This is a genomic window from Pseudomaricurvus alkylphenolicus (assembly GCF_011683955.1).
Classification (GTDB): Bacteria; Pseudomonadota; Gammaproteobacteria; order Pseudomonadales; family Cellvibrionaceae; genus Pseudomaricurvus; species Pseudomaricurvus alkylphenolicus.
Map to the genome: position 1 here is coordinate 155004 of NZ_JAAQPI010000003.1, position 22649 is coordinate 177652.

General features: G+C 55.7%; 20 protein-coding genes. 17 read left to right on the top strand and 3 right to left on the bottom strand.

Annotation, left to right across the window (positions count from 1 at the left end; genetic code table 11):
- Window positions 1–42 precede the first annotated feature (42 nt).
- A complete protein-coding gene (locus tag HBA55_RS09500) occupies window positions 43–540 on the bottom strand; it encodes a cyclic di-GMP-binding domain-containing protein, MshE-related (protein WP_166989836.1) in 498 nt (165 codons plus the stop codon).
- 298 nt (window positions 541–838) lie between these two features.
- On the opposite strand from HBA55_RS09500, the gene HBA55_RS09505 reads away from it, so the two are divergent.
- The 4 genes from HBA55_RS09505 to HBA55_RS09520 all read left to right on the top strand — a co-directional run bounded on the left by HBA55_RS09505 (window position 839) and on the right by HBA55_RS09520 (window position 5695).
- The gene (locus tag HBA55_RS09505; protein WP_166989838.1) at window positions 839–2296 is read left to right on the top strand and encodes an NAD-dependent succinate-semialdehyde dehydrogenase; all 1458 of its coding nucleotides are present in this window, start codon (window positions 839–841) and stop codon (window positions 2294–2296) included.
- 61 nt (window positions 2297–2357) lie between these two features.
- Window positions 2358–2717: a hypothetical protein gene (locus tag HBA55_RS09510; protein WP_166989840.1), complete on the top strand. Its 360-nt coding sequence runs from the start codon at window positions 2358–2360 to the stop codon at window positions 2715–2717.
- 141 nt (window positions 2718–2858) lie between these two features.
- Complete coding sequence (locus HBA55_RS09515; RefSeq protein WP_166989843.1) at window positions 2859–3656, top strand: DUF4126 family protein; 798 nt, start codon at window positions 2859–2861, stop codon at window positions 3654–3656.
- A gap of 680 nt (window positions 3657–4336) precedes the next feature.
- Window positions 4337–5695, top strand: coding sequence for a tetratricopeptide repeat protein (locus HBA55_RS09520; RefSeq protein WP_166989844.1), 1359 nt, complete (start codon window positions 4337–4339; stop codon window positions 5693–5695).
- Window positions 5696–5773: 78 nt separating this feature from the next.
- On the opposite strand, the gene HBA55_RS09525 is transcribed toward HBA55_RS09520, so the two are convergent.
- The gene (locus HBA55_RS09525) at window positions 5774–6445 is read right to left on the bottom strand and encodes a hypothetical protein (RefSeq protein WP_166989846.1); all 672 of its coding nucleotides are present in this window, start codon (window positions 6443–6445) and stop codon (window positions 5774–5776) included.
- Window positions 6446–6536: 91 nt separating this feature from the next.
- On the opposite strand from HBA55_RS09525, the gene HBA55_RS09530 reads away from it, so the two are divergent.
- From HBA55_RS09530 to HBA55_RS09590, 13 genes are all read left to right on the top strand, one after another.
- A complete protein-coding gene (locus tag HBA55_RS09530; protein WP_166989848.1) occupies window positions 6537–7034 on the top strand; it encodes a hypothetical protein in 498 nt (165 codons plus the stop codon).
- Between the two features lie 25 nt (window positions 7035–7059).
- On the top strand, window positions 7060–8259 hold the full coding sequence (locus HBA55_RS09535) for a YgdI/YgdR family lipoprotein (protein WP_240945989.1): 1200 nt from the start codon (window positions 7060–7062) through the stop codon (window positions 8257–8259).
- Window positions 8260–8449: 190 nt separating this feature from the next.
- Window positions 8450–10000, top strand: a complete 1551-nt coding sequence (locus HBA55_RS09540) for a tetratricopeptide repeat protein (protein WP_166989850.1) — start codon at window positions 8450–8452, stop codon at window positions 9998–10000.
- Between the two features lie 36 nt (window positions 10001–10036).
- On the top strand, window positions 10037–12187 hold the full coding sequence (locus HBA55_RS09545) for a PEGA domain-containing protein (RefSeq protein ID WP_166989852.1): 2151 nt from the start codon (window positions 10037–10039) through the stop codon (window positions 12185–12187).
- Window positions 12184–12420 (top strand): hypothetical protein, encoded by a 237-nt coding sequence (locus HBA55_RS09550; RefSeq protein WP_166989855.1) that lies wholly within the window; start codon window positions 12184–12186, stop codon window positions 12418–12420. The genes HBA55_RS09545 and HBA55_RS09550 overlap by 4 nt, the downstream gene beginning before the upstream one ends.
- Window positions 12421–12445: 25 nt before the next feature.
- Window positions 12446–13243, top strand: coding sequence for a MotA/TolQ/ExbB proton channel family protein (locus HBA55_RS09555; protein ID WP_166989857.1), 798 nt, complete (start codon window positions 12446–12448; stop codon window positions 13241–13243).
- A gap of 2 nt (window positions 13244–13245) precedes the next feature.
- Window positions 13246–14541: a hypothetical protein gene (locus HBA55_RS09560; protein WP_166989860.1), complete on the top strand. Its 1296-nt coding sequence runs from the start codon at window positions 13246–13248 to the stop codon at window positions 14539–14541.
- Between the two features lie 4 nt (window positions 14542–14545).
- Window positions 14546–15625 carry a vWA domain-containing protein gene (locus HBA55_RS09565; RefSeq protein WP_166989862.1) on the top strand — a complete coding sequence of 360 codons (1080 nt, stop codon included), beginning with the start codon at window positions 14546–14548 and terminating at the stop codon, window positions 15623–15625.
- Window positions 15625–16623 (top strand): vWA domain-containing protein, encoded by a 999-nt coding sequence (locus HBA55_RS09570; RefSeq protein ID WP_166989864.1) that lies wholly within the window; start codon window positions 15625–15627, stop codon window positions 16621–16623. Before HBA55_RS09565 ends, HBA55_RS09570 begins: the two co-directional genes overlap by 1 nt.
- A gap of 188 nt (window positions 16624–16811) precedes the next feature.
- Entirely contained in the window at window positions 16812–17444 is a 633-nt protein-coding gene (locus HBA55_RS09575; protein WP_166989866.1) for a hypothetical protein, read from the top strand.
- Window positions 17445–17447: 3 nt separating this feature from the next.
- Window positions 17448–18134, top strand: coding sequence for a hypothetical protein (locus tag HBA55_RS09580; protein ID WP_166989868.1), 687 nt, complete (start codon window positions 17448–17450; stop codon window positions 18132–18134).
- Between the two features lie 30 nt (window positions 18135–18164).
- Window positions 18165–19712, top strand: a complete 1548-nt coding sequence (locus HBA55_RS09585; RefSeq protein WP_166989870.1) for a M48 family metalloprotease — start codon at window positions 18165–18167, stop codon at window positions 19710–19712.
- A 246-nt stretch (window positions 19713–19958) separates the two neighbouring features.
- Complete coding sequence (locus tag HBA55_RS09590; RefSeq protein WP_166989872.1) at window positions 19959–21587, top strand: long-chain-fatty-acid--CoA ligase; 1629 nt, start codon at window positions 19959–19961, stop codon at window positions 21585–21587.
- Between the two features lie 410 nt (window positions 21588–21997).
- On the opposite strand, the gene HBA55_RS09595 is transcribed toward HBA55_RS09590, so the two are convergent.
- Window positions 21998–22585: a TetR/AcrR family transcriptional regulator gene (locus HBA55_RS09595; RefSeq protein ID WP_166989874.1), complete on the bottom strand. Its 588-nt coding sequence runs from the start codon at window positions 22583–22585 to the stop codon at window positions 21998–22000.
- Between the last annotated feature and the right edge of the window lie 64 nt (window positions 22586–22649).

Here is a 22649-nt window from a genome sequence, read left to right on the forward strand (position 1 = left end):
GAAATTAAAGGATTTTTACCGACAATAAAAATAACGGTGTGATCAATAGTGAAGCTGCATTCCCAATCCCTGCCCGGCCCACTGCAGCCGATAGGCGACACCTTCACTGAATTGAGTTACACCAGCACTGTATTCACCCTTGAACTGATTGAAAACCGGTTGCTGGGGTAACACTCTTGACCGCTGGATACCCGACTCCGATGCTGGAGGTGTATATTCGAGCTCCATGGATTCGAGGCTCTGCAGGTAGCGATAACGTTCGCCGGAATCGAACGCCTGGACAACCATGGCAGGACCCACCGTAAAGGTCGTCACCAGCGCCGCCAGTCGAACCACTTTTTGCCAGCGCAGACAACGCCGGACCTGGCGTTTGGTTAACAGGCGATTGCGAATCAGTATCTCACCCAACTGCAGGGAACAAGCGCTCTGTTCCCGAACCGCAGATTGGAGCTGTTCAGGGGTTAACAGCTTGCGCTCTAGCAGCAAATCACCAAGTCGATTGGTTGTGGAAAAACTGACACCGATCATCTTTCCGCCCATCCGGATTTCTATTGAAGCTTGCGGACCCCGCTTGCGGTCCGATGATACAAGTGTGGTGGGTTCTGGGATGAATGAAAGGAAGTTGTTAGAACAGTTGATATTGAAGGGACAAGAGCTAATTCGATATAGAACTATAAGCCCGGGTTTTTACTAGAAATTTTGCGAATGGCGCTATAAATCTTAGAAATAGATAACATGTTAACTTTGATTGTCGAAGCGAACTATGGAACAATCGCCGTCCGCCTCAAGCGCAATGCCTATACTAGGATCACTGAACTCACCTGACTGGAGACCGCCTATGATCACGCTCAACCACCCGGAACTGTTGGCCACCGCCTCCTACATCAATGGCCAGTGGGTCGACGACGCCGACAGCAGTGTTGATGTGATCAACCCCGCCAATGGTGACGTCGTCGCCGCCATTACCAACCACGGCGCTGCTGAAACCCGCACCGCCATTGACGCCGCCGAAGCGGCCATGCCGGCCTGGGCCGCAAAACCGGCCAAAGAACGGGCCAATATACTGCGCAAATGGTTCAACCTGATCATGGAAAACCAGGATGACCTGGCCCTGATCCTGACCCTCGAGCAGGGCAAAACCCTGGCCGAAGCCCGAGGAGAAATCGCCTATGGCGCCAATTACATCGAATGGTTTGCCGAAGAAGCCAAACGCATTGATGGCGACATCATCCCCGCACCGGACAACAGCAAGCGCATACTGGTGATCAAACAACCGGTGGGAGTTGTAGCCTCCATTACCCCCTGGAACTTTCCCAATGCCATGATCACCCGCAAGGCCGCACCGGCGCTGGCCGCTGGCTGTACCTTTGTCGGCAAACCCGCCACTGAAACGCCGCTGTCCGCCCTCGCCCTGTGCGTCCTGGCCGAAGAAGCCGGCATTCCTCCCGGCGTCTTTAACATGGTGGTGGGCAAGAGCTCCCGCGAGATTGGCGGAGAAATGACCTCCAACCCCAAGGTTCGCAAACTCACCTTTACCGGCTCCACCCCGGTAGGCAAAGTGCTGATGGAACAGTGTGCCGGCACCGTCAAGAAAACCTCCATGGAGCTTGGCGGCAACGCTCCTTTTATGGTGTTTGAAGACGCCGACCTCGACGCTGCGGTGCAGGGCGCCCTCGCCTCCAAATACCGCAACTCAGGCCAGACCTGCGTCTGCTCCAATCGCATTCTGGTGCAAGACTCTGTCTACGACGCCTTTGTCGAGAAACTCCAGGCTGCCGTCTCTGAATTTAAACTCGGCAACGGCACCGAAGACGGTGTCACCCACGGCCCCATGGTTAACGCCAAAGCGGTAAAAGACGTCGAAGTCCTGGTCAACGACGCCCTCGACAAAGGCGCCCGAGCCACCGTCGGCGGCAAACCTTCCGCCCTCGGAGCCTGCTATTTCGAGCCTACCATCCTCGCCGACGCCACACCGGAAATGAGGGTTTTTAGAGAAGAAATTTTTGGCCCCGTCGCCCCTGTGTTCCGCTTCGCCAATGAAGAGGAAGCCATCGCCATGGCCAACGACACTGAATTCGGCCTCGCCGCCTATTTCTATACCAAGGACATGGGTCGTATCTTCCGCGTTGGCGAAGCCCTGGAATACGGCATCGTCGGCATCAACGAAGGCCTTATCTCCAACGAAATGGCTCCATTCGGAGGCGTCAAGGAATCCGGTTCCGGACGAGAAGGCTCCAAATACGGCATGGACGACTATCTGGAAATCAAATACATGTGCCTGGGCGGCATTCAGTAAAGATTCAGCCACCCCCTGACATACTGGCTACACCATCGGACAAAACCATGAGGTAGCCAGTATGAAAACCCTGATAGCCGTCTTACTGACCGGCGGCGTACTCCTCAGCCCATTAGCCCTGGCCCACGGCAGTGGGGGCCATTCCAGCAGCGCCTACATCTATACCCACAACAGCCACCGCCACCACGACCGCTACGGTATTGGACTCAACCTTCACTACGACTCCGGTTATTATTCGGGTCGTCATTATTCAGACCGTCGCTATTCTGATCGCCACCGCTTTACTGACAGAAAGTGGCGCAAATACCGCCACGCCAGAAACCACTACCGCCACTGGCGCCGCCATCACAACGACAACAGACACTACCTGAACCGCCACTACCGGTCCGACCACAGCCACCACAGCCGCTGTCGGCACTGAGCTATTCCAAAACAAAACTGCGATTTTGTTTTCCTAACATGAATCGTTTTACAAAGGTGCCAGGAGTTTTACATTTGCATTCCAGGCACAGTGGTAAACTCTACTCAAGCCCCACTCCAGAAACTTCGGAGGTATAACTGCATGGAAAGTTACGAAGCCCTTCTCGCCACCCTCGCCCTCACCATGGGCGCCTCCTGGGCCAGCGGCATTAACCTCTACGCCGTCTTACTGGTACTCGGTATTGGTGGCTCCACCGGTAATATCGACCTGCCGCCTGACCTCCAAGTCCTCTCCGACCCACTGGTCATCGGCGCCGCCGGCCTCATGTACTTCGTAGAATTCTTCGTGGACAAAACCCCCGGCGTCGACACCGGCTGGGATACCCTGCACACCTTTGTACGCATACCCGCCGGTGCCATGCTCGCCGCCGGCGCCGTGGGCGACGTCACCCCGGCACTGGAAATCGCCGCTGGCATCATGGGTGGCACCCTGTCAGCCACCAGCCACGCCACCAAAGCCGGCACCCGAGCCGTCATCAACACCTCGCCCGAACCCTTTACCAACTGGGGCGCCTCCATCTCAGAAGACCTGATGGTATTCGCCGGTCTCTGGGCCGCACTCAACCACCCCGTCGCCTTCCTGGCACTGCTGGTGCTCTTTATCATTATCGCCATCTGGGTTCTGCCTAAGCTCTGGCGTGTCCTTAAAGCCATCGTAAAAACCATTGGCCGATTTCTGGGGCTGGTGGAAAAAGAAGACCCGACAGCGACGCAGACCCGCACCGCGACCACCGCTGCGTCTGAAACCGAAGACCAGCTCAACCAGCTCCAGGCCCTGCAAAAGCTGAAAGAGGCAGGCAGCCTGACAGACGAAGAATTCCTGAACGCCAAACAAAGAATACTGGGCGCCCCCACACAACCCCAGCGAACAGCCAGTTAAGACCTCTTAACAATGAGGCACCCCACACCGGATACCACGGTGTTAGCGGTGGCTGGGGGCTTGTTTCCGCGCCCCCAAGAGGAAACTCTAAACTCGATGCCAAGGCCCGGGTCGGGGGAAGCCATATGGGACCGTCTGCGCCAGGGATGGCGCAGCAGAGCTACATGGATGTATTTATGCGTGTCACAGATGGCTTCCCCCGACCCGGGCCGCTACGCAACAATTTAGAACATCCGCCCCCAACTCAATGGGAAACAAGACCCCAGCCGCCGCTTGAGGCACCAACCCTCAGAGCCCCCAAACCGCCCTACCACAACTCCCCAGAAAGCCAGAACCGACACCTAGATTATTTTGTGATATAAGACCCATTCTTTATGTGGTCAAAATATTAGCGAATATGGAACTCATTGGCTTTGAACTCACCTAAGAATGACGGGAAGCTAGCCGAGCATCGGGTGTAGAGAAAAAACGGAAAAAGTTCCCGGAGAAAAACCAGGCAATAGAGAACCTTCGTGGCGTGGCTTTGGCAGCGTGCCACAGGAAGATGAAACTTCTTTTGCAGTCACCCGCTTGGCTATACTTTTTGGTACTGGAAACAGGAACACTTGGTGCCAACTGACCTGGTGAAAAAGAAGTGCAATCAAACGCGCGCGAACTGGTGTCGAAAATACGAGAAAATCATGAAATCGTCTCACATATGGCTTGTAATTTTCCTCTTGGGAATAGCTCAGGGACATGCGAACGACAATCTTGGGGACAGTGCCAATCAGGCAGCTGGAGCTACGGCTACCGAGAGCGTCAATGACACAGCGGCTGCCACTGCGGCAGCTGGCAATCAGGAAGATGTTGCCAACCTGTTATCACCTTATTCCATTACCGATAACAGCTCCCCCCAACCGACCCAAGGTGTTTTCACCGCCTCGGACGCCGAGAGCTATCTCGACGCCATCGCCAATCTTGAGGCGGAATACGGGCCCTATCATGGCGGCCTGTCCCAACACCTGATGACACTGGGCGAGAACTACCAGTCCCGCGGCAACCATGACGACGCCGCCGAAGTGTTTCGTCGCGCCATGCACGTCAGCCGCATCGGCGAAGGCCTGTACAGCCTAAGCCAGGTACCCATGCTGGAGCGGTTGATCGAGAGCAATGTGGCCAGTGGCGACTGGGAAAGCGCCAGCGAAAGCCACCACTACCTCTACTGGTTGCACCGTCGCAACTTTGGCGAGGAAGACCCCCGCATGCTGCCGGTGATCACAAAACTCAGCAACTGGCACCTTAATGCCTATGCCCTGGACGTGGGCAGCGGCCTGTTCCAGCATCTGATCAACGCCCATAACCTTTATTCCATGGCCGTCAGCATTATCGACCAGAATTACGGCCAGAACGACCTTCGCCTCGTAGGCGCCCTGCGCGGGTTGACGGTCTCCAACTATTATTTGGCCACCTATCAGGCCTCCTCCGCCAAGAAGACAGACTTTGAGGCCGGATTCGGCAACAGCAAGAGCAACGCCGATGAAAAAGCCCGCCTGGAACAGTACATCCTGAACAGTTTCTCCAGTGGCAAGCGCGCCATCAGCCGTATCCGCAATGTCTATGCCGCCAACCCGGAGTCCCCGGCCGAAGCCGAAATCCAGGCGCAAATCGAGCTGGCTGACTGGAACCTGCTGTTCAACCGCTGGCACACCGCCATGGACATGTATCAGCAGGCTTATGACAACCTGGCTGCCAACGAAGAAACCAAAAGCAAAGCCCAGGAATTCTTCGGCCGTCCCATCGCCCTGCCTGACCTGCCCCTCCTGAAAGGTAACCTGGATACTGCCAACGATGCTCAGGAATATGTGCTGGTCAAGTTCGACGTCACCCCCAATGGTCGCGCCCGCAATATAGAGATTCTGGAATCCTACCCGGAAGACAGCGTGCGCAACCGTTCGCGAGTGCGCAAGGCGTTAAAGGCGTCCAAATTCCGGCCACGATTTGAAAATGGGGCGCCGGCCATTACCGAGAGAATGGTGCATCGCTACGTATTTGCAGATTGACGCACAGACATAGAATTAAACTATTCCCAGCTTTGGCGTTCCAAGAGGTAATGGGTGCAAAACGCCTTCTCCATGGGCTCAAACATAGGGATAGAACATGGCCAGACACGCCACCACACTACTGGCAATAGCACTTGCCGGGCTGGTTTTGACGGGGTGCAAACAAGAGCAGCAAAGCTCCTCGTCTTCGAGCAGCAGCTCTTCATCCTCGTCCAGCAGTAGCTCCTCTTCGTCTTCATCGAGCAGCAGCTCTTCGTCCAGCAGCAGCTCCTCTTCGAGCAGCAGCATGCCATCCATGCCGAGCCCCAGCAGCTCTCCGTCCATGCCCAGTACGCCATCGATGCCCAGCACCTCCAGCCCCAGCATGCCGAGTCCATCGCTGCCCTCACCCTCAAGCAGTCGGGATTCCGGCGATGACGGCAGCCAAAGCAGCAGCCGCTCCTCCTCAACCCCGGGCAGCGAAGCCAATAGCCGCAAGAGCGGTGGCAGCCAGAGCACCATGGAACGCGGTAGCGGTGAACCCGCTGGCAGTGCAGAACGACGCCAGAGCCAACCCGGTGAATCAGAGCCTTGGGATGAAGCGGACGAATCCCAACCGGATACCGCTGAACCCAGCGAATCCTCACCCAGCGACGACATCGACTTTTCTGAAGAGGAAACCAGTAGCTCTTCGTCTTCGAGCAGTTCATCTTCTTCCAGCAGCAGCTCTTCGTCTTCGAGCAGCAGCGCCTCATCCAGCAATTCTTCCAACAGTGCGTCTGAAAGCTCGCCCTCCAGTAGTTCCAGCAGCAGTGCCTCCGGAGGCCGCAGCCAGTCCAGTCCCTCAGAGAGCGGGCCGGTAATGAGCCGGGCGGAACGTGCCGCAGTGCTCGAAGGTCAGCTGGAAGAGTCCATGGCCACCTACGACGGTATGATTCTGCGGGAACGGGAATATGTGCTCAGCCGGGCCAACCAACGCGGCAGCGAGGAAGAGCTGGAAGCCGCCGATGCCGGCGGTTTGCCCTATGACGAAGGCGGCGACGAAGAAGGCCAGGAAGGCGCCGGTGCTCCGCCCCCCTCAGGACCGGAAGGGGAAGAAAACATGGGTGAAGAAGGCGGCCCGCAAGGCCCCAGTGGCAGCTCCTCCGGCAGCGGCACCCTGCCTCCCGGCAGCCAATCCAGGCAAGGGGACTACAGCCACAGTGGCGGTTACGCACCACCGGCGGATATACCCGATGGCAGCGACGACGATGTCGTCGCCCGACAGATACGCGAAGCGGCGATGAAGGAGCCGGATCCCAAGCTGCGTGAAAGACTCTGGGAAGAGTATCGCAAGTACAAGAACCAAAGTGGCCAATAACTTTCAGCAATCGAGTGGACGACCCATGATTATCAATACGTTGCTTAAACCCACCCTGATGCGCTGCGCGTTGGTAGCGGCTTTTTTCGTCGTCGCCGGCTGCTCCACGCACACGGTAAAAACCACTCAGACCGCACCGGTTATCCAGGAGCACGCCGAAATCCCGGAGGCTGAACTGCTGGATGTGGGCATCTACTTATTCGACCCGGGTCTCGACCTCGCCAACGAAGAAGATGGGCCGGCGGTGTTTCCGGAGATTCGCAAGGCTGAATCCCGCTATATGCCCTACCGCCTGATGGAAACCCTGCAGATGAGTTCTGCCTGGGGCGCCGTGCGCGTGATACCGGCCAGCCAAAGCAGCGTGGATGTGATGATCAGCGGCCAGATCCAACAATCCGATGGCGAGACCTTGCTGGTCAAGCTGAGCGTTAAAGACGCCACCGGCCGCCACTGGTTTGACAAAGAGTATACCGGTGTTGCCAGCAAATACGCATACAGCAAACAGCGTACCGGTACCATACCCAGAGAACCATTCCAGGGGCTCTACAACGAAGTCGCCAACGATCTGCTTACCTTCCGTCGCAATAACTTCGATGGTGCTCAACTGCGTACCATACGCACTGTGGCGGAATTGAAATTCGCCCAGAGTTTTTCTCCCTCGGCGTTTGGCGGCCACCTGAGCGAAAAAGACGGGGCTCTGCAAATCGATCGCTTACCCGCTGAAGGCGACCCTATGCTGGAACGTATCCGCCGCATTCGCGAGCGGGATTACCTGTTTGTGGATACGCTGCAGGATTATTACGGCACCTTTGTGAAAGAAATGGACCTGCCTTACCAACAGTGGCGCAGCCTGAGCTATAACGAAGTAATCGCCCTGCGCGAGATGAAGCGCGAAGCCCGCAACCGCACCATTATGGGTGTGGCGGCGATACTCGGTGGCATAGCCGCCGCCGGCAGCGACAGTGGTTCCGCTCGAGCCGCGGGCAGTGTTGCAGTGGCCGGTGGTGGTTACATGGTCAAAAGCGGCTTCGACAAACGGGCCGAAGCCGAAATGCATGTGGAGGCTTTACAGGAATTGGGCGACTCGCTCGAAGCGGCGATAGAGCCGCAGGTCATCGAATTGGAAGACCGCACCATCACCCTTTCAGGAACTGTGGAAAACCAGTACGACCAATGGCGCGATCTGCTGCGTGAAATTTATGATCTCGACACAGGCAGTGAGTAATCCGGGCCAGACAGTTTATTCCGGAAAGACGAGTATTTTTGGAGAGTCGGTGGCAATCCGGCCAGGAAACAACAATAATTAAAGTACCGGCACATTGAAGTACGGACATTTCGAAGGGCTGCAGGATTCAGGAGATTTTTGCGCAGCCCCTCGACTTTAGCAACACTTGAGACCAATTTCGCCAATCATCATGACAGAACCCGAACACACCAGACCCGAGGAGGCCCAGCCTCCGTCAGCCGAATCGCCAGGCAAATGGGATGACAGTGAGTTTCATCCCCAGGAAGCGGGCAATTGGCTGCTAAAACATCGCCGCGAAGCCGGCATTTTTGCCCTACTGAGTGTGGTTTTGCTGGCCGTGGTGTTCTGGCTGCCGGATGTCATCGAACCGCGTCAGCTTGAATCCCAACCCAGCCAGGAAACGGTCTCCACCCCGGGCGAAGCAGCTCCATCTCCCCAGGCCCCACAACTGACCGAATCCCCCTGGCAGGACGCACAACTGGCCAAAGCCCGTCGTCAGGCCCAGGAAATTCTCGCCAAGCTGCTCGACAAGCAAAACACTCTGGAAGGAATGCAGGTACAACTCTGGGGCGACGATGAATTCAATGCGGCGATGTCAGCCGCCGCCGAGGGTGATCAGGCCTACCAGAAACGTGAATTTGATCAGGCTCAGACCCTCTACGGTCGGGCGCTGGATCAGTTCGAGGCACTGGTGGACGCGTCAAAACAACACTTTGAAGATGCCATGGCAGCCGGCAGCGAAGCCATCGACAACCAAAAAGTCACTGCAGCACTGGAAGCCTATACATTGGCCACGGCGATTCGCCCCAACAACGATAAGGCCATTGAGGGTATGGAGCGGGCACAAGTACTGGGACAGGTAGTGACAGCACTGGAAGCGGCAGAGAATCACCTGTTGCAACAACAACTGCAAGATGCCAAAACACAGACACAGGCAGCTCTGAAGCTCGATCCACTCTCCCAACCCGCCAAACAAATGCTCGCGCGTATCCGCAAGGCCATTACCGAGCAGAACTACGCCGCCGCCATGGGCCAGGGCTACTCAGCTTTGAATAACGGTCAGTTTGATAAAGCCATCTCACAGTTTGAAAAGGCCGCCCGCCTCAAGCCAGGCAGCCAGGCCACCAAAGACGCCCTGATACAGGCCGACAACCGCAAAACCCGCACCCACATTGACCGGGAAATGGCCGAGGCCAGCGATCATGAAGGCCAGGAACAATGGACCCAGGCTGTAGAGGTTTATCAGAAGCTGCAGGAACTGGACAGCAGTCTGGTGGAAGCCCGTATCGGCTTACTGCGCAGCCAGGCCCGCGCCAGTCTGGACGAGAATCTGCAAAAACTGCTGGATGACCCTCTGCGCCTCGCCGATCCCGTGGTGCTGAAACGCGCCGGACAAATGCTGCAGGACGCGCGTTCAGTGCAACCCCGAGGCCCCAGAATCAGCGAGCAAACCGAGCAGTTGGCAAAAATCCTGCGCAGCGCTCAAGACCCTATCGCTGTATTGCTGCGTTCGAATAATCTCACTCAGGTCACCGTCTACAAAGTCGGCACCTTGGGCAACTTCACAGAACATGCCCTGCAGTTAAAACCCGGCCGCTACACCGCGGTGGGCAGCCGCAGCGGTTATCGGGATGTGCGTGAGGAATTCACCGTCCAGCCGGGCGGCGACAGCCTCACCATTGTTATTCAATGTGAGGAGAAAATTGCTCTTGGCGGTTAAGCGAGTGCAGTGGCAAACAGAGGCCGGCCAATCCGTATGACTCAACAGGAAGAGATACCCGCTATTACTACTCAAGACGACGACATTATCCAACCGACGGCGTTCCAGCCAGCAACGGCCGAATCCGAAAAAACCCGCTCACGACTGAACCCCGTCAACGCGGCCATCGGCACCCTGCTGGTACTGGCGTTGATGGTGATGGCCTATTTGTTTTCAGCCAAGTCCCTCTATATTCGTTTGCATGATCAACCACCCCAGGGGCAAATCGTGCCTTTGGCATTTGGTGTCGACTTCAGCGGCAACAATGTCTCCGTGGATGGTCTGCTAACCCTGACCATCGGCGATCACTTTCTGCTGTTGCCCGGACAGCGCCAGCTTAGTGTGACTGTCGCCGGCTACAAGCCATTGAATACCACCATTGAAGTCAACACCGAAGACACTCAATACCTGGACTTTACCCTGGCTCGCCTGCCCGGAGCACTCACCATAAACAGCAATACACCCGGGCAAGTGTTGATCAACGGCAAAGCCGTTGGAGACAGTGATCAAAAAATCGAACCCATTGATGCCGGCGTACACGAGCTGACCCTAGAGGCCGACCGTTACCAGACAGTGCAGCAGCAGATCGTGATCGAAGGCCGCCGACAACATCAGCAGCTCTCAATTGAATTGCAACCCAACTGGGCCACCATCACCCTGACCTCCAACCCCGAAGGCGCTACGCTGACCGTGGGTGGAAAAGCCGTGGGCACCACCCCCATGAGCACCGAATTGCTGGCCGGTAAACACGAGCTGGAAGTCGGTATGAACGGTTTTAAATCCTGGCGCCAAAACCTGAGGGTGGAAGCCTTGCAGGATCAGGATTTGCCACTGATTACGCTCAAACCCCTGGACGCACGACTGAATGTGACCTCCAGCCCCAGCGGCGCCAGCGTAACCGTGGACGGTACTTACCGCGGGCAAACTCCACTGTTGCTGGCTCTGGCCCCGGGCAAGAACGCCAGCCTCACTCTGTTTAAAGACGGCTACCAACCCCACCATCGCACACTCTCGATGCAAAACGACAGCCAGCGGAGTTTGTCGGTAAAACTGCAACCGACACTGGGCGATATTCGTATCCAGGCCCAGCCGGCACAAGCATTGCTGTATGTGGATGACCGCTTGATGGGACGCGCCAACCAAAGTCTCACGCTGCCCGCCCGACAGCATAAAATTCGTATCAGCCATGAGGGCTACGCCGATCACGAAACCACAATTCTACCGCGCCCTGATCTGGCCCAGACATTGACCATCGCGCTGCTGACTCTGGATCAACAACGCTGGATCGATACTCCCAAGCAAATAACCAGCAAAGCGGGACAAAGCCTTAAGCTGTTCCGCCCCAACGATACCTTTACCATGGGTGCCTCCCGTCGCCAACAGGGTCGGCGGGCCAATGAAAGCCAGCGTACCGTCAAACTGGACCGCGCCTTTTACCTGTCCACCCAACTGGTCACCAATGAACAATACCGGCGTTTTGATCGCTTCCACTCCTCTGGCCACGTCAAGGGTAACAGCCTCAATGGTGAGAAATATCCGGTAGTGGGTATCAGTTGGCAACAGGCCGCTGCCTACTGCAACTGGTTATCAGAACAGGAAAAACTCACCCCATATTACATTGTGGAAGATGGCGTTATCACGGGTTTTGACATCAACTCCACCGGCTATCGTTTACCCACCGAAGCGGAGTGGGCCTGGGCAGCCCGCCTCAAAAACGGCGCCATGCAAAAGTACGCCTGGGGCACCCAACTGCCGCCTGACGAAGGTTCCGGAAACTTTGGTGATCGCCGCGCGGCTGCGCTGCTGGGGGCTATTCTCACCAACTACGACGACGGCTACCCCGTCACTTCTCCCATCGGTAAGTTCGCCGCCAATCATCGCGACCTCTATGACCTGAGCGGCAATGCGGCGGAATGGATCGGTGACTACTACGGTATCAAAACCGGCTTGTCACTGAAGGCCGAACTTAATCCCACCGGCCCGGAACAAGGCGATTTTCACGTAATCCGGGGGTCCAGCTGGGCCCACGCCACCATGACTGACCTGCGTTTATCCTTCCGGGATTACGGCAGTGACGGTCGTAACGACGTCAGCTTTAGGGTTGCCCGTTATGTCAGAGAGAATCAAAGTGAGGAACCAGCGCCATGAACAAGCCTTGTTCCTTCTGGCACGCGGCATTGCTCGCTGCACTGCTGAGCTCCACTTTGCCGGTGATTGCCCAGGACGCTGACAGTGGCGAATCCAAGGATGCTTCCAAACCTGAGCAAAGTCAGCAAGACCAACAAGAAGATACGGAGCCCGTACCCGGGCGTAATGAACGTTTTGTACCCACCGAAGAAATCTCGGAAGACCTGTCGGTGTCGTTTCCCGTCGATATCTAGTCGATAGAAAAAGGATAAGCCATTTATGAGACGCAACGCTGGATCGGAGTTTATCTACCAACTGTTTGCACTGCTCATCGCAGTCATCATTGTGCACTCACTGTATGTGGCCTGGGTCCGCCCCAACGCCGACGCCATTTTGCAGGAGCAGCTGGATCGCCAGGCTGCCGGTGAAGCCTACGTAGTGCAACGCAGCCTCTATGTGGTCATGCGAGACTACGAACAGGAAGCTTGTTTTGTGTTGATGCTCTGGGCCGTGGCCATTATGGGTTATAAAACCCAACGATCGCTGCGCGAGCGCAAGATGCTCGACATGCCTCTGCTGCGGGTTCGCGAAGGCAGCAACATTCTGCCACAGGATACCGTTGAGTTTGCACGCCCATTGCAAGCCTTGCCGGACAACCAACAGGGGCTGTTGATTCCCAGGGCCATGCTCACGGCCCTGCAACGATTTCAATCCACAGGCAATGTGGCTGATGCCAGCTCCGCCGTCAAGGACATCTGCGATACCGAAGCCGAGCGACTCGACAGTGAACTGTCGATGGTACGCTACATTGCCTGGGCTATTCCATCCATCGGCTTTATCGGCACCGTGCGCGGTATCGGCGAGGCACTTGGCCAGGCCCACAAAGCCGTTGAAGGTGACATTGCTGGCGTTACGGTCAGTCTGGGCGTCGCTTTTAATTCGACCTTTATCGCCTTGGTGATCAGCATCATCGTGATGTTTTTCAGCCACCAGTTACAGCTGCTGCAAGAACGTCAGGTTTTGGACAGCCAGGGCTATTGCAACGACAAACTGCTGCGTCACCTGCGGGCCTCCTGACCATGACGATATTATTGGAACTTAACGACCTGGGCGTCCGCGCCTACCAAGAGGGAGAACTACTGTTCGAAAGCCCCGGGTATGCACTGGTGGAGAAAAACCGGGTCATCCTGGGTGAGGAGGCGCGCCAACAAGCCCGATTGCACCCTTTGAATCTTCACAACGACTTTTGGTCCGAACTCACCGCCGAACCAATTCACAGCCCTAACCCTCAGGTCCGGCATAACGCCGACCTGGTCTACCTTCATCTTGAGCATCTGAATGAACTCGCTCCAGGGGGATTGCGGGACCAACCCATTGTCTGCTCTCTGCCCGGACACACACCGCGTGAACATCTGTCGATGCTGCTGGGCATCGCCCAGCAAAGTAAACTCAAAATAGTGGCACTGGTGGATACCGCTCTGGCCAGTATGGTGGGTCGCGTGCAACAACAGGCGGTATGGCATGTGGAGATGCACCTTCACTATTCTGTCATTTCACAGCTGGCACTGAGCCAGGGAGAACTCAAACGAACTCATCAGGGGCTGGTGAAACAACAGGGCTGGCTGGCGATACAAAATCACCTGCTGCAATTCTTTACCGATGCCTTTATCGAGCAAACCCGATTCGATCCCCGTCACAGCGCGGCGTCTGAGCAGGCGCTGTTAGAATCCATTCCAGAGTGGATGGAGCAGGCCAGGCTGCATGCGGCCTCCTCTCAAAAAGTGCACTGTGAACTGGAACGCCATCGCGTTGAACTGGATGGCGCCACCTTACTGGATCAGATTCACGACAGTCTGGCGGAACTGCGCCAACGTCTGCATTCGCTGGATGCACAAAGTGTGTTCCTGGGTGATCGACTGTCGCTGCGCGCCAGTTACCTGCCCATCAAGCATCGCACCCTCGACCCCGAGGAACTGGCCGCCGGTTACGAGCACCTTTGCCAATCGCTGCCGCTGTTCAACGACGGACTGCGTTTTATCAGCGCGCTGCCCAGCGAAGTGGTCAACAGTGCTCCACAGATTGAGGAAGACACACGCCCGGCTGCCACCCATATTCTGTGCTCTGATCGGGCTTTTCCACTTAATCGCTACTATTCCATTGTAGACAGCCAAAGCGAGGATATGCTGGCTGTACAACCGGGTGAAGCCCCTAACGCGCTGGCGTATCTCAATAACGATCAACTGATTTTGCCTCAGGGTACACCGCTACTGTTAAACGACGCCCAGATTCACAATGCAAGACAAATGAAGCTGGGGGACCGTCTGATTTTGCCTGGCTGGCGCCAGCCTTTACAGCTCATTGTGGTGGAGGGTTAGCACCTTGGCCCGCAAACGTCGCTTTACCACTTTCAGCTTGTCGTTTCTCGACATTATGTCCTGTGGGTTTGGCGCGGTTGCTTTGATCTTTCTGATCATCAAACACGACGTAGACAATCAGGCGGAGATAGAAAACGAAGAGCTGTTGGCAGAAGTCAATTTGCTGCAGGAAGATATTCGCGACGGCGAAGAAGGCCTGGTTCGAGCCCGCAATACCTTGTCGGCCCTGGATCAACGTCTGGCGGATGCCGAGGGACTGGCCACCCGCATCATTAAAGATATTGATCTGTCCCGTACCAGAATCGAAGACCTGCTCTCCGATCAGGAGCAGGACTCCATCGAAGCGCTGGAGAAAAAGCTACAAAAACTGCGCGAGGAAAAGAAGGAGCTGGAGCAGATTGAACAGGATCGCGGCAACGATGTGCGCCAGTACGTGGGTCAGGGAAATCGCCAATACCTTACCGGCATGAAGTTGGGCGGCTCCCATATTTTGATCTTGCTGGATGCTTCTGCCAGTATGCTGGACGACAGCATCGTCAATATCATTCGCCGCCGCAACATGCCCGACGATGTAAAGCGTACCGCTGAAAAATGGCAGCGCGCGCTAGCCACTGTAGACTGGTTAAGCGCCCAGTTTCCTCAGCAAAGCCAATACCAGATTTATACCTTTAACACCGATATTCAAGCGGCAGTCACCGACACCGAAAACACCTGGCTTAACGTGCGCGACGGCGCCGAGCTGGAACAGGGTATCCTGAATCTGCGCAAACGGGTGCCCGAGGGTGGCACCAGTCTGGAAAAACTCTTTCATGCCGTCGCCCTGCTCGATCCCCTGCCTGACAATGTCTATCTCATTACCGACGGCCTGCCCACGCAGGGCATGAAAAAACCCAAGCGCAACACCATCAGCGGCGCCGACCGGGTCAAACTGTTTAATCGCGCCTTTGAAGTCTTGCCCGAGGGCATCCCCGTGAATGTCATTCTCGCCCCCATGGAGGGCGATCCCATGGCCGCCGCCGCGTTTTGGCAACTGGCCCAGGCAACCAACGGCTCGTTTATCAGCCCCTCGAAGGATTGGCCGTAATGAGACAAAGACGCGAGCAGGAACAGTTCAACATGTCCTTTCTGGATGTGGTCTGCTGCGGTTTTGGCGCCATTGTATTGCTGTTAATGATCACCAAAACCATGGCCCCTATCGTGATCGAGGAAACCACCGTCAATATGGAAGGACAGGTGGCAGACCTGCAACAAAAACTGTTTGCCCTGCGCGGCGAGACCACCGTTCTCAACCGCGATCTGGACGCCAAGCACGAACAGCTGTCGGCGGAAAAAAAACGTATCGCGATTCTTCGCAGCAAGCTCAGGCAACTGCAGGCCGACTACGCCCGCCTGGCATCCGCCGCCTCCACCGAGGACACCAAACGCGGTGAACTCTATATCGCCCTGCAAAGTCTTACCGAAGAAATGGAACGCCTGCTGGGCCGACAACACCAACGCCAGAACAGTGTCATTGGTGGCATTCCCGTCGACAGCGAATACATTATTTTTATCATCGACACCTCCGGCAGTATGTTCAATTACGGCTGGGAGCGAATGATGGATGAACTGGTCGCCACGCTGGAAATCTACCCCCGGGTAAAGGGCATCCAGATTATGAATGATATGGGTGATTACATGTTCACCAATTACCGGGGCGAATGGATCCCGGACACCGAAGGTCGCCGCGATGTCATCATCAAACGATTGCGGCGCTGGAATCCGTTTTCCAACAGTAGTCCGGTAGAGGGGATTCAAAAAGCAGTGCGCAGCTTTTATGACCCCAAAAAGAAAATCAGTCTCTATGTACTGGGTGACGAATTTACGGGCCGCTCGATACAAACCGTGGTCAAGACCGTCGATCGTCTTAACAAGGAACGTAAACCGGGAGAACGCATGGTGCGGATTCACGCGGTGGGGTTCCCGGTGCAATTTGCCCGCCCCGCCCATCTGCAGACCACTGGCATTCGATTTGCTGCCCTGATGCGGGAGCTGGCCTATCGCAATGGCGGTACCTTTGTGGGATTGAACGATTACCGGCCGTGAAATGGACTAAACTGTAAGAACAAGTCCGCAAACCGGCGGCGAGACCGGCGCGGCTGTTTTAAAGCTCATGTGAAGCCCATTGAGCTTTAGGACGGATTGAGAGCCAGACAACATCAGGACAGGAGCTTTAGCGGTCGCCGTTAGGATGAATTATTGGCACCGATATTAATTTTAGGGGGAATCTCCCGATGATGACGATAAAAAGAACGGTTGTGCTGTTACTGCTGGCCGGCCTCTGGGGCTGCACCAATAATTTAACGGTGGTAGGAGACTTTCCCCCGCCGCTGATACACACCTTACCCAAAAGCATCGGCGTACTCTACGACGACGACTTCCGTAACTATATCTACACGGAAAAAAGCGAAGATCGCAGCAAGTGGATCATCAACAATGGCAATGCCCAGGTCACCCTGTTCAACCGGGTACTGCCGGTGCTGTTCAACCATGTCGAGGAAGTCGGCCAGATCCCCAGCCTGGATGCACCAGCAGGCACAGATCTGGTCCTGCACCCCAAGGTCATTGAGTTCCAGTATTCTGTGCCCCGGGAAACCCGTTTTAAAGTCTATGAGGTATGGATCAAGTACAACCTTAGCCTCTACGACAATCAGGGTGAACTGATCGCGGACTGGATCGTCACGGCCTATGGCAAGACCCCGACTGCTTTTATGCAGTCCAACGAAGAGGCGATGAATGCTGCGGTTCTGGTGGCACTTCGAGACCTGGGCGCCAACCTCTCGCTTGGAACGCCTCGGGTTCCCGAGATCAAGGCGTGGTTACAAAACCACAGCGCCTCCGCCCAACAAGCCAGTCTGGAGGGTTAAATCATGTCTGAACGCCTATTGATCCTTCTGGCCCTGATAACACTTCAGGCCTGCACCTCGGTCACCATCGACGAATACAAAGCCAGTCCCAGCGTCCAGATAGAACAGGGTGAACGGGTGGTGGTGCTGGGACGCCGTCACTCCGCCAACTACGAAACCGAACCGGACCTGATCACCTGCATTGCCGAGGTGCTGGGCAAAGACAACGACCTGATTCAGGTGGTCTCTGAACGGGAGTTCGTGGATGCCCTCTACCCCTGGTTCGAACCCCGAACCGCCCCCATGCGAGTGAGAGACATGAACCGCATTCTCACCCGCGCCGAGGTCGCCGAACGCATCAACGGTTACGACATTCGCTACATCGTCTGGGTGGATGGTAATACCGAAACCACCAGTTCCAGTGGCTCCATCGGCTGCTCCATTGGTGCGGGCGGTGCCGGGTGCTTTGGATTCGGTACCTGGGATAAGGAATCCGACTATGAAGCCTCGATTTGGGATTACCAGGAGCTCGAAAGCCTGGGGCAGATCAGCGCAGACGCCGCCGGCACCTCCTATATGCCAGCGATTGTGGTCCCCATCCCGCTGATTGCACGGGTGCAAAAGAACGCCTGTGAGGCCATGGGCGCGCAGATCAAAACGTTCCTGAACCCGCAGGACATTGTCATCAAACAGGCTGGCGGCTCGAAATAAGCCGCCGCGCCGAACCCGGAGAAAAACGCAATGAAAAGACTGTTAGCCTTGGCTCTGATCAGTATCGGACTGATGGTGCTTGGCGGCTGTGCGGTCAACCCGGCCACCGGCACGCCGGACCTGGTGTTTATGAGCGAAACCAAGGAAATTGAACTAGGCAAGGAACTGCACAAGAAAATCATAGAATCCACGCCCATTTACCAGGATGAAAAACTCCAGGCCTACGTCAATGAGGTTGGCCAGAAGGTCGCTAAAAACAGCCATCGCCCGGATCTTGAATATACCTTTACCATTATCGACAGCCCCGACATCAACGCCTTTGCCCTGCCCGGGGGGTTTATCTATATCAACCGTGGACTGCTTGGTTACTTGCAGTCAGAAGCGCAAATGGCCGCCGTACTGGCTCACGAGGTTGGTCATGTCACGGGCCGTCACTCGGTTCGCCAGGATGCCGCCCGCAAGGGTTCCAGTGTGGTCACCGTGCTCTCGGTGCTGACCACCGGCAGTACCGTTATCGGTGATGTCACGGACCTGTGGGGCACCGCCGCCGTCATGGGCTACGGCCGCGAAATGGAGCTGGAAGCCGATGGCTTCGGAGCGGAGTACCTCTACAACAGCGGCTATAACCCCAAAGCCATGATCGAAGTCATTGGCGTACTTAAAGATCAGGAGCGTTTCTCCCGCCGTCTGGCACGGGAATCCGGTAAGAAAACCGCCACCTATCACGGTGTCTTTTCCACCCACCCCCGCAATGACCAGCGCCTGCAGGAGGTGGTGGGCAAAGCGGTGAAGCTCTCGGAACAGCAGGCAGGTACCGACAACAAAGATACCTACCGCAAACACATTGAAGGGATGCTTTACGGCATCAACTACCAGCCTAAAACGGCCAAAACCGCTGATCGCAATACCTACGCCCACAGCAAACTGGGGTTCGCCGTCGACTTTCCCGAGGGCTGGGAAGTGGAAAACCAACGTAACCGCATCGTTGCCATGGCACCGGACAAACACGCGGAAATGACCATCGAGGTAGACCTTCTGCGCCAGCCGGTGGCGCCGGATGACTATATCCGCGACAAACTCAAAATTCCCATGCTGCGTCAGTCCGAAGCCTTCAAGCAGTTTGGCCTGGTTGGCCATAAGGGACTGATACCCACCATTGAGGGTGAAGAGTATCCCACCCGGCTGGCTGTGCTGTACCAGAACCGCCGTATTTACGTTCTAAAGGGCAAAATCCATGGCCCGGCCACAGAGCCAACGGAAGCCGAAAAAGAGGCCAAAGAAGCCGAGAAGGCTTCTGAACAGGCAAAGCCCCCTGAAGAGGCTAAAGCCGAGGTAAAGACCGACGACGAACTGTTTGTGGATACGATCCACACCTTCCGGCCCCAGCGCACGATTCGACGTAAAGCCACTAAAAGCAAAAGTATCCACTTTGTGAAAGCCAACGACCGCACCAGTTTTGCGGCGCTGGCCAAACACGTACAACTGGGCAAGTACACTGAAGAACAACTGCGGCTGCTGAATGGTTTTTACCCCAGAGGTGAGCCCGAACCCGGCGACTGGATCAAGATCGTGCGTTAACCAGAACGGGTAATTGCGGCGTATCCCGCGTCGGAGGAAGATTTTGTCAACAGTGGAGGTTGTCCCTATGTGCCCTGCCTCCTCGTCTGCATAAGACGCCCGGTGACAAACCGGGAACCTTAGCGCGACTGGCATTCAAACAAACGTTTAATTACAATCACTGTGATATCGAGTGATCAAAGAATTGCGAACATAACAATTGCCACATACGAGTAGTACCAAAACAACTTTTTAAGGGAGACTCCAATGCTCAGCACGATGATGAACACCCCCCTGACCATCACTTCGCTTATGCACTTCGCGGAGAAGGTCCACGGCGCCTCGGAAATTGTCTCCGTCACCGCCGACAACCCCAACCACAGCTACACCTATCGCGATGCCTTCGCCCGCGTACGCAAGCTGGCAAACGCCCTGAAGGCCCTCGGTGCCGAACAGGGTGACCGTATCGCCACTCTGGCCTGGAACGATTATCGCCACCTGGAGCTGTATTACGCGATCTCCTGTTCCGGCATGGTGTGTCACACCATCAATCCCCGGCTGTTCCCTGAGCAGCTTGAGTTTATCGTTAACCATGCTGACGATCGTTGGATCTTTCTGGATGTGGCCTTTGTCCCCATTCTGGAAAAAATGCAGGAATTGATGCCCAAGGTTAAAGGTTTTGTGATTCTTACCGACGAAGCCCATATGCCGGAAACCGGGCTGCGCAATGTTCATTGTTACGAAACACTGATTGCCGACAAGCCCGATACCTTTGACTGGCCGCAGCTGGATGAAAACACCGCCTCTGCGATGTGTTATACCTCGGGTACCACCGGCAACCCCAAGGGCGTGGTCTATAATCATCGCTCCACCATTCTGCACGTCTATGCCAGTTCGTTGCCTGAAGCCTTTAACCTTTCCTCCCGCACAGTGGTGATGCCGATTGTGCCCATGTTCCATGTGAATGGCTGGGGTCTGGTTTACTCTGCGCCTATGGTCGGCGCCAAGCTGGTGATGCCGGGACCCAAGATGGGCGACGGTGAGATTCTTTGCAATCTGATTAACGAGCATAAGGTATCGGCCTCGGCCGGTGTACCCACAGTGTGGCTGGCCCTGCTGCAATACCTGGACAGCTCGGGCCAGCGGGTACCGTCTCTGGAGCGTTTGACGGTGGGCGGTGCAGCCTGCCCGCAGATGATTATCGAGGAGTTCGCCCAGAAGCATAATGTGGAGGTTCAGCAGGCCTGGGGCATGACGGAGATGAGCCCACTGGGTACTTATAACCAGCCCCGCCCGAACGAGCTGGATCTTCCCGCCGATGAGTTTATGAAGAACCGCCTCAAGCAGGGCCGCCCGATTTTTGGTGTGGATATGCGTATCGAGGATGAGGACGGCAATGAACTGCCCTGGGATGGCAAGTCATCCGGTGCGGTGAAGGTGCGCGGACCCTGGATTACGGAGTCTTATTACGGTTTGGACAATGGCGGTGCCGATGAGGATGGCTGGTTCGAGACCGGCGATGTGGCCTGCATGACAAGCGATGGTCTGATGCAGATTACGGACCGTACCAAGGATGTGATTAAGTCAGGTGGCGAGTGGATCTCCTCAATTGATTTGGAGAATTGTGCGGTGAATCATCCGGCGGTGGCGGAGGCTGCGGTAATTGGTGCGCCCCATCCTAAATGGACTGAGCGGCCTTTGCTATTGGCAGTTTTGAAGGAAGGTGAGTCCATAACCCAGGAGGAAATGCTGGGCTGGTTTGACGGCAAGGTCGCCAAGTGGTGGATACCTGCCGATTGTGTGTTTGTGGAGTCTCTGCCTCATACGGCAACCGGTAAAATCAGCAAGAAGGATTTGCGTGAGGACTATCAGGATTTTAAGTGGAGTGATGTCTGATCTCTCCTACTGAGGGGCTTCTAGTTGGGTGCATTATGTTGACTATGGCAGTTCAACTTAGGGGGCTTCTGGTTGGGTGCCTCATAGCAGCTGGGGGTTTCATTTTCGGCACTCACTTGCGCCGCTCCACGGTTCCTTCGTTCCCAAAAGAGCCCGGCAAAAAACGCCGGTCTCTTTTACTCACTCAGCGCTGCGTTTTTACGCGCCGAAAACAAAACCCCCAGCCGCTTTGATTCCGCAGTTCTCGTGGGTGGGTGGTTTGATCGCTTCGTGGTTTATTTTAGATTGGCTTGGAATTTTGGTTTTTGATGTAAATACCTTCGACCCTTGCCGAAACTACGCGCCTTGTGGCGGCGGGATCGCTAGCAGGATTACACCGAATTTTTAATGTTGGGCTGGATGGACACTAATTATGAGGATCTCAGTCCTTGCAGTAATTGTCTGAATGTCATTTCCGCTTCGGTTCTTGAGCGTTGCTTATCAGCTGCACGCACGATGGAAAACGCAATTTCGGCAAGAATTGCATTGAGAATTCGAGCGGTCAGTTCGGTAGATTCCATTTCGATTTCTCCCGCTTTTTCGGCCGCGTCCAACCCACTCACCATCAGAGCGAGACTGTGTTTGGCTTCGATATTGCGGCAGCGCTCCCAACCTATCGCCGCCGGCCCTTCGATCACCGTCACCCTGGCGACTTCCGGGTCCGCCAATTCATCCAGCCAGGCCAGGCATCTGCCGATCAGATCTTCAATCGGCGAACCCGTGAGCTCATAGCTTTTTAGCGCCCGTTCAATACTCTCCTTGGCCTCACATTCGTAAACGGCCTCTATCAGCTCCTCCAGCGATGCAAAATGGTGGTACATTGCACCACGACTGACTTTGGCTGCCTCAAGAATCGCTCTAGTGGTGACTCCCTCAATGCCGTTCTTTCGAAAAAGGGTTCGCGCCGCCTCTACCAAATTGCTCCGGGTAGCCTGCCGCCTCTGCTCCTGGGTCGCCATATCAAACAATCCTGCCCAACTTTTTATCGTCAAAAGCATTTACCGACCAATGGTCGGTATGTAT

What these genes read in the sequence shown, in the direction of transcription:
- HBA55_RS09500 (WP_166989836.1), bottom strand. Translation starts at nt 540, where the DNA reads ATGGGCGGAAAGATGATCGGTGTCAGTTTTTCCACAACCAATCGACTT.
- HBA55_RS09505 (WP_166989838.1), top strand. Translation starts at nt 839, where the DNA reads ATGATCACGCTCAACCACCCGGAACTGTTGGCCACCGCCTCCTACATC.
- HBA55_RS09510 (WP_166989840.1), top strand. Translation starts at nt 2,358, where the DNA reads ATGAAAACCCTGATAGCCGTCTTACTGACCGGCGGCGTACTCCTCAGC.
- HBA55_RS09515 (WP_166989843.1), top strand. Translation starts at nt 2,859, where the DNA reads ATGGAAAGTTACGAAGCCCTTCTCGCCACCCTCGCCCTCACCATGGGC.
- HBA55_RS09520 (WP_166989844.1), top strand. Translation starts at nt 4,337, where the DNA reads ATGAAATCGTCTCACATATGGCTTGTAATTTTCCTCTTGGGAATAGCT.
- HBA55_RS09530 (WP_166989848.1), top strand. Translation starts at nt 6,537, where the DNA reads ATGAGCCGGGCGGAACGTGCCGCAGTGCTCGAAGGTCAGCTGGAAGAG.
- HBA55_RS09535 (WP_240945989.1), top strand. Translation starts at nt 7,060, where the DNA reads ATGATTATCAATACGTTGCTTAAACCCACCCTGATGCGCTGCGCGTTG.
- HBA55_RS09540 (WP_166989850.1), top strand. Translation starts at nt 8,450, where the DNA reads ATGACAGAACCCGAACACACCAGACCCGAGGAGGCCCAGCCTCCGTCA.
- HBA55_RS09545 (WP_166989852.1), top strand. Translation starts at nt 10,037, where the DNA reads ATGACTCAACAGGAAGAGATACCCGCTATTACTACTCAAGACGACGAC.
- HBA55_RS09550 (WP_166989855.1), top strand. Translation starts at nt 12,184, where the DNA reads ATGAACAAGCCTTGTTCCTTCTGGCACGCGGCATTGCTCGCTGCACTG.
- HBA55_RS09555 (WP_166989857.1), top strand. Translation starts at nt 12,446, where the DNA reads ATGAGACGCAACGCTGGATCGGAGTTTATCTACCAACTGTTTGCACTG.
- HBA55_RS09560 (WP_166989860.1), top strand. Translation starts at nt 13,246, where the DNA reads ATGACGATATTATTGGAACTTAACGACCTGGGCGTCCGCGCCTACCAA.
- HBA55_RS09570 (WP_166989864.1), top strand. Translation starts at nt 15,625, where the DNA reads ATGAGACAAAGACGCGAGCAGGAACAGTTCAACATGTCCTTTCTGGAT.
- HBA55_RS09575 (WP_166989866.1), top strand. Translation starts at nt 16,812, where the DNA reads ATGATGACGATAAAAAGAACGGTTGTGCTGTTACTGCTGGCCGGCCTC.
- HBA55_RS09580 (WP_166989868.1), top strand. Translation starts at nt 17,448, where the DNA reads ATGTCTGAACGCCTATTGATCCTTCTGGCCCTGATAACACTTCAGGCC.
- HBA55_RS09585 (WP_166989870.1), top strand. Translation starts at nt 18,165, where the DNA reads ATGAAAAGACTGTTAGCCTTGGCTCTGATCAGTATCGGACTGATGGTG.
- HBA55_RS09590 (WP_166989872.1), top strand. Translation starts at nt 19,959, where the DNA reads ATGCTCAGCACGATGATGAACACCCCCCTGACCATCACTTCGCTTATG.
- HBA55_RS09595 (WP_166989874.1), bottom strand. Translation starts at nt 22,585, where the DNA reads ATGGCGACCCAGGAGCAGAGGCGGCAGGCTACCCGGAGCAATTTGGTA.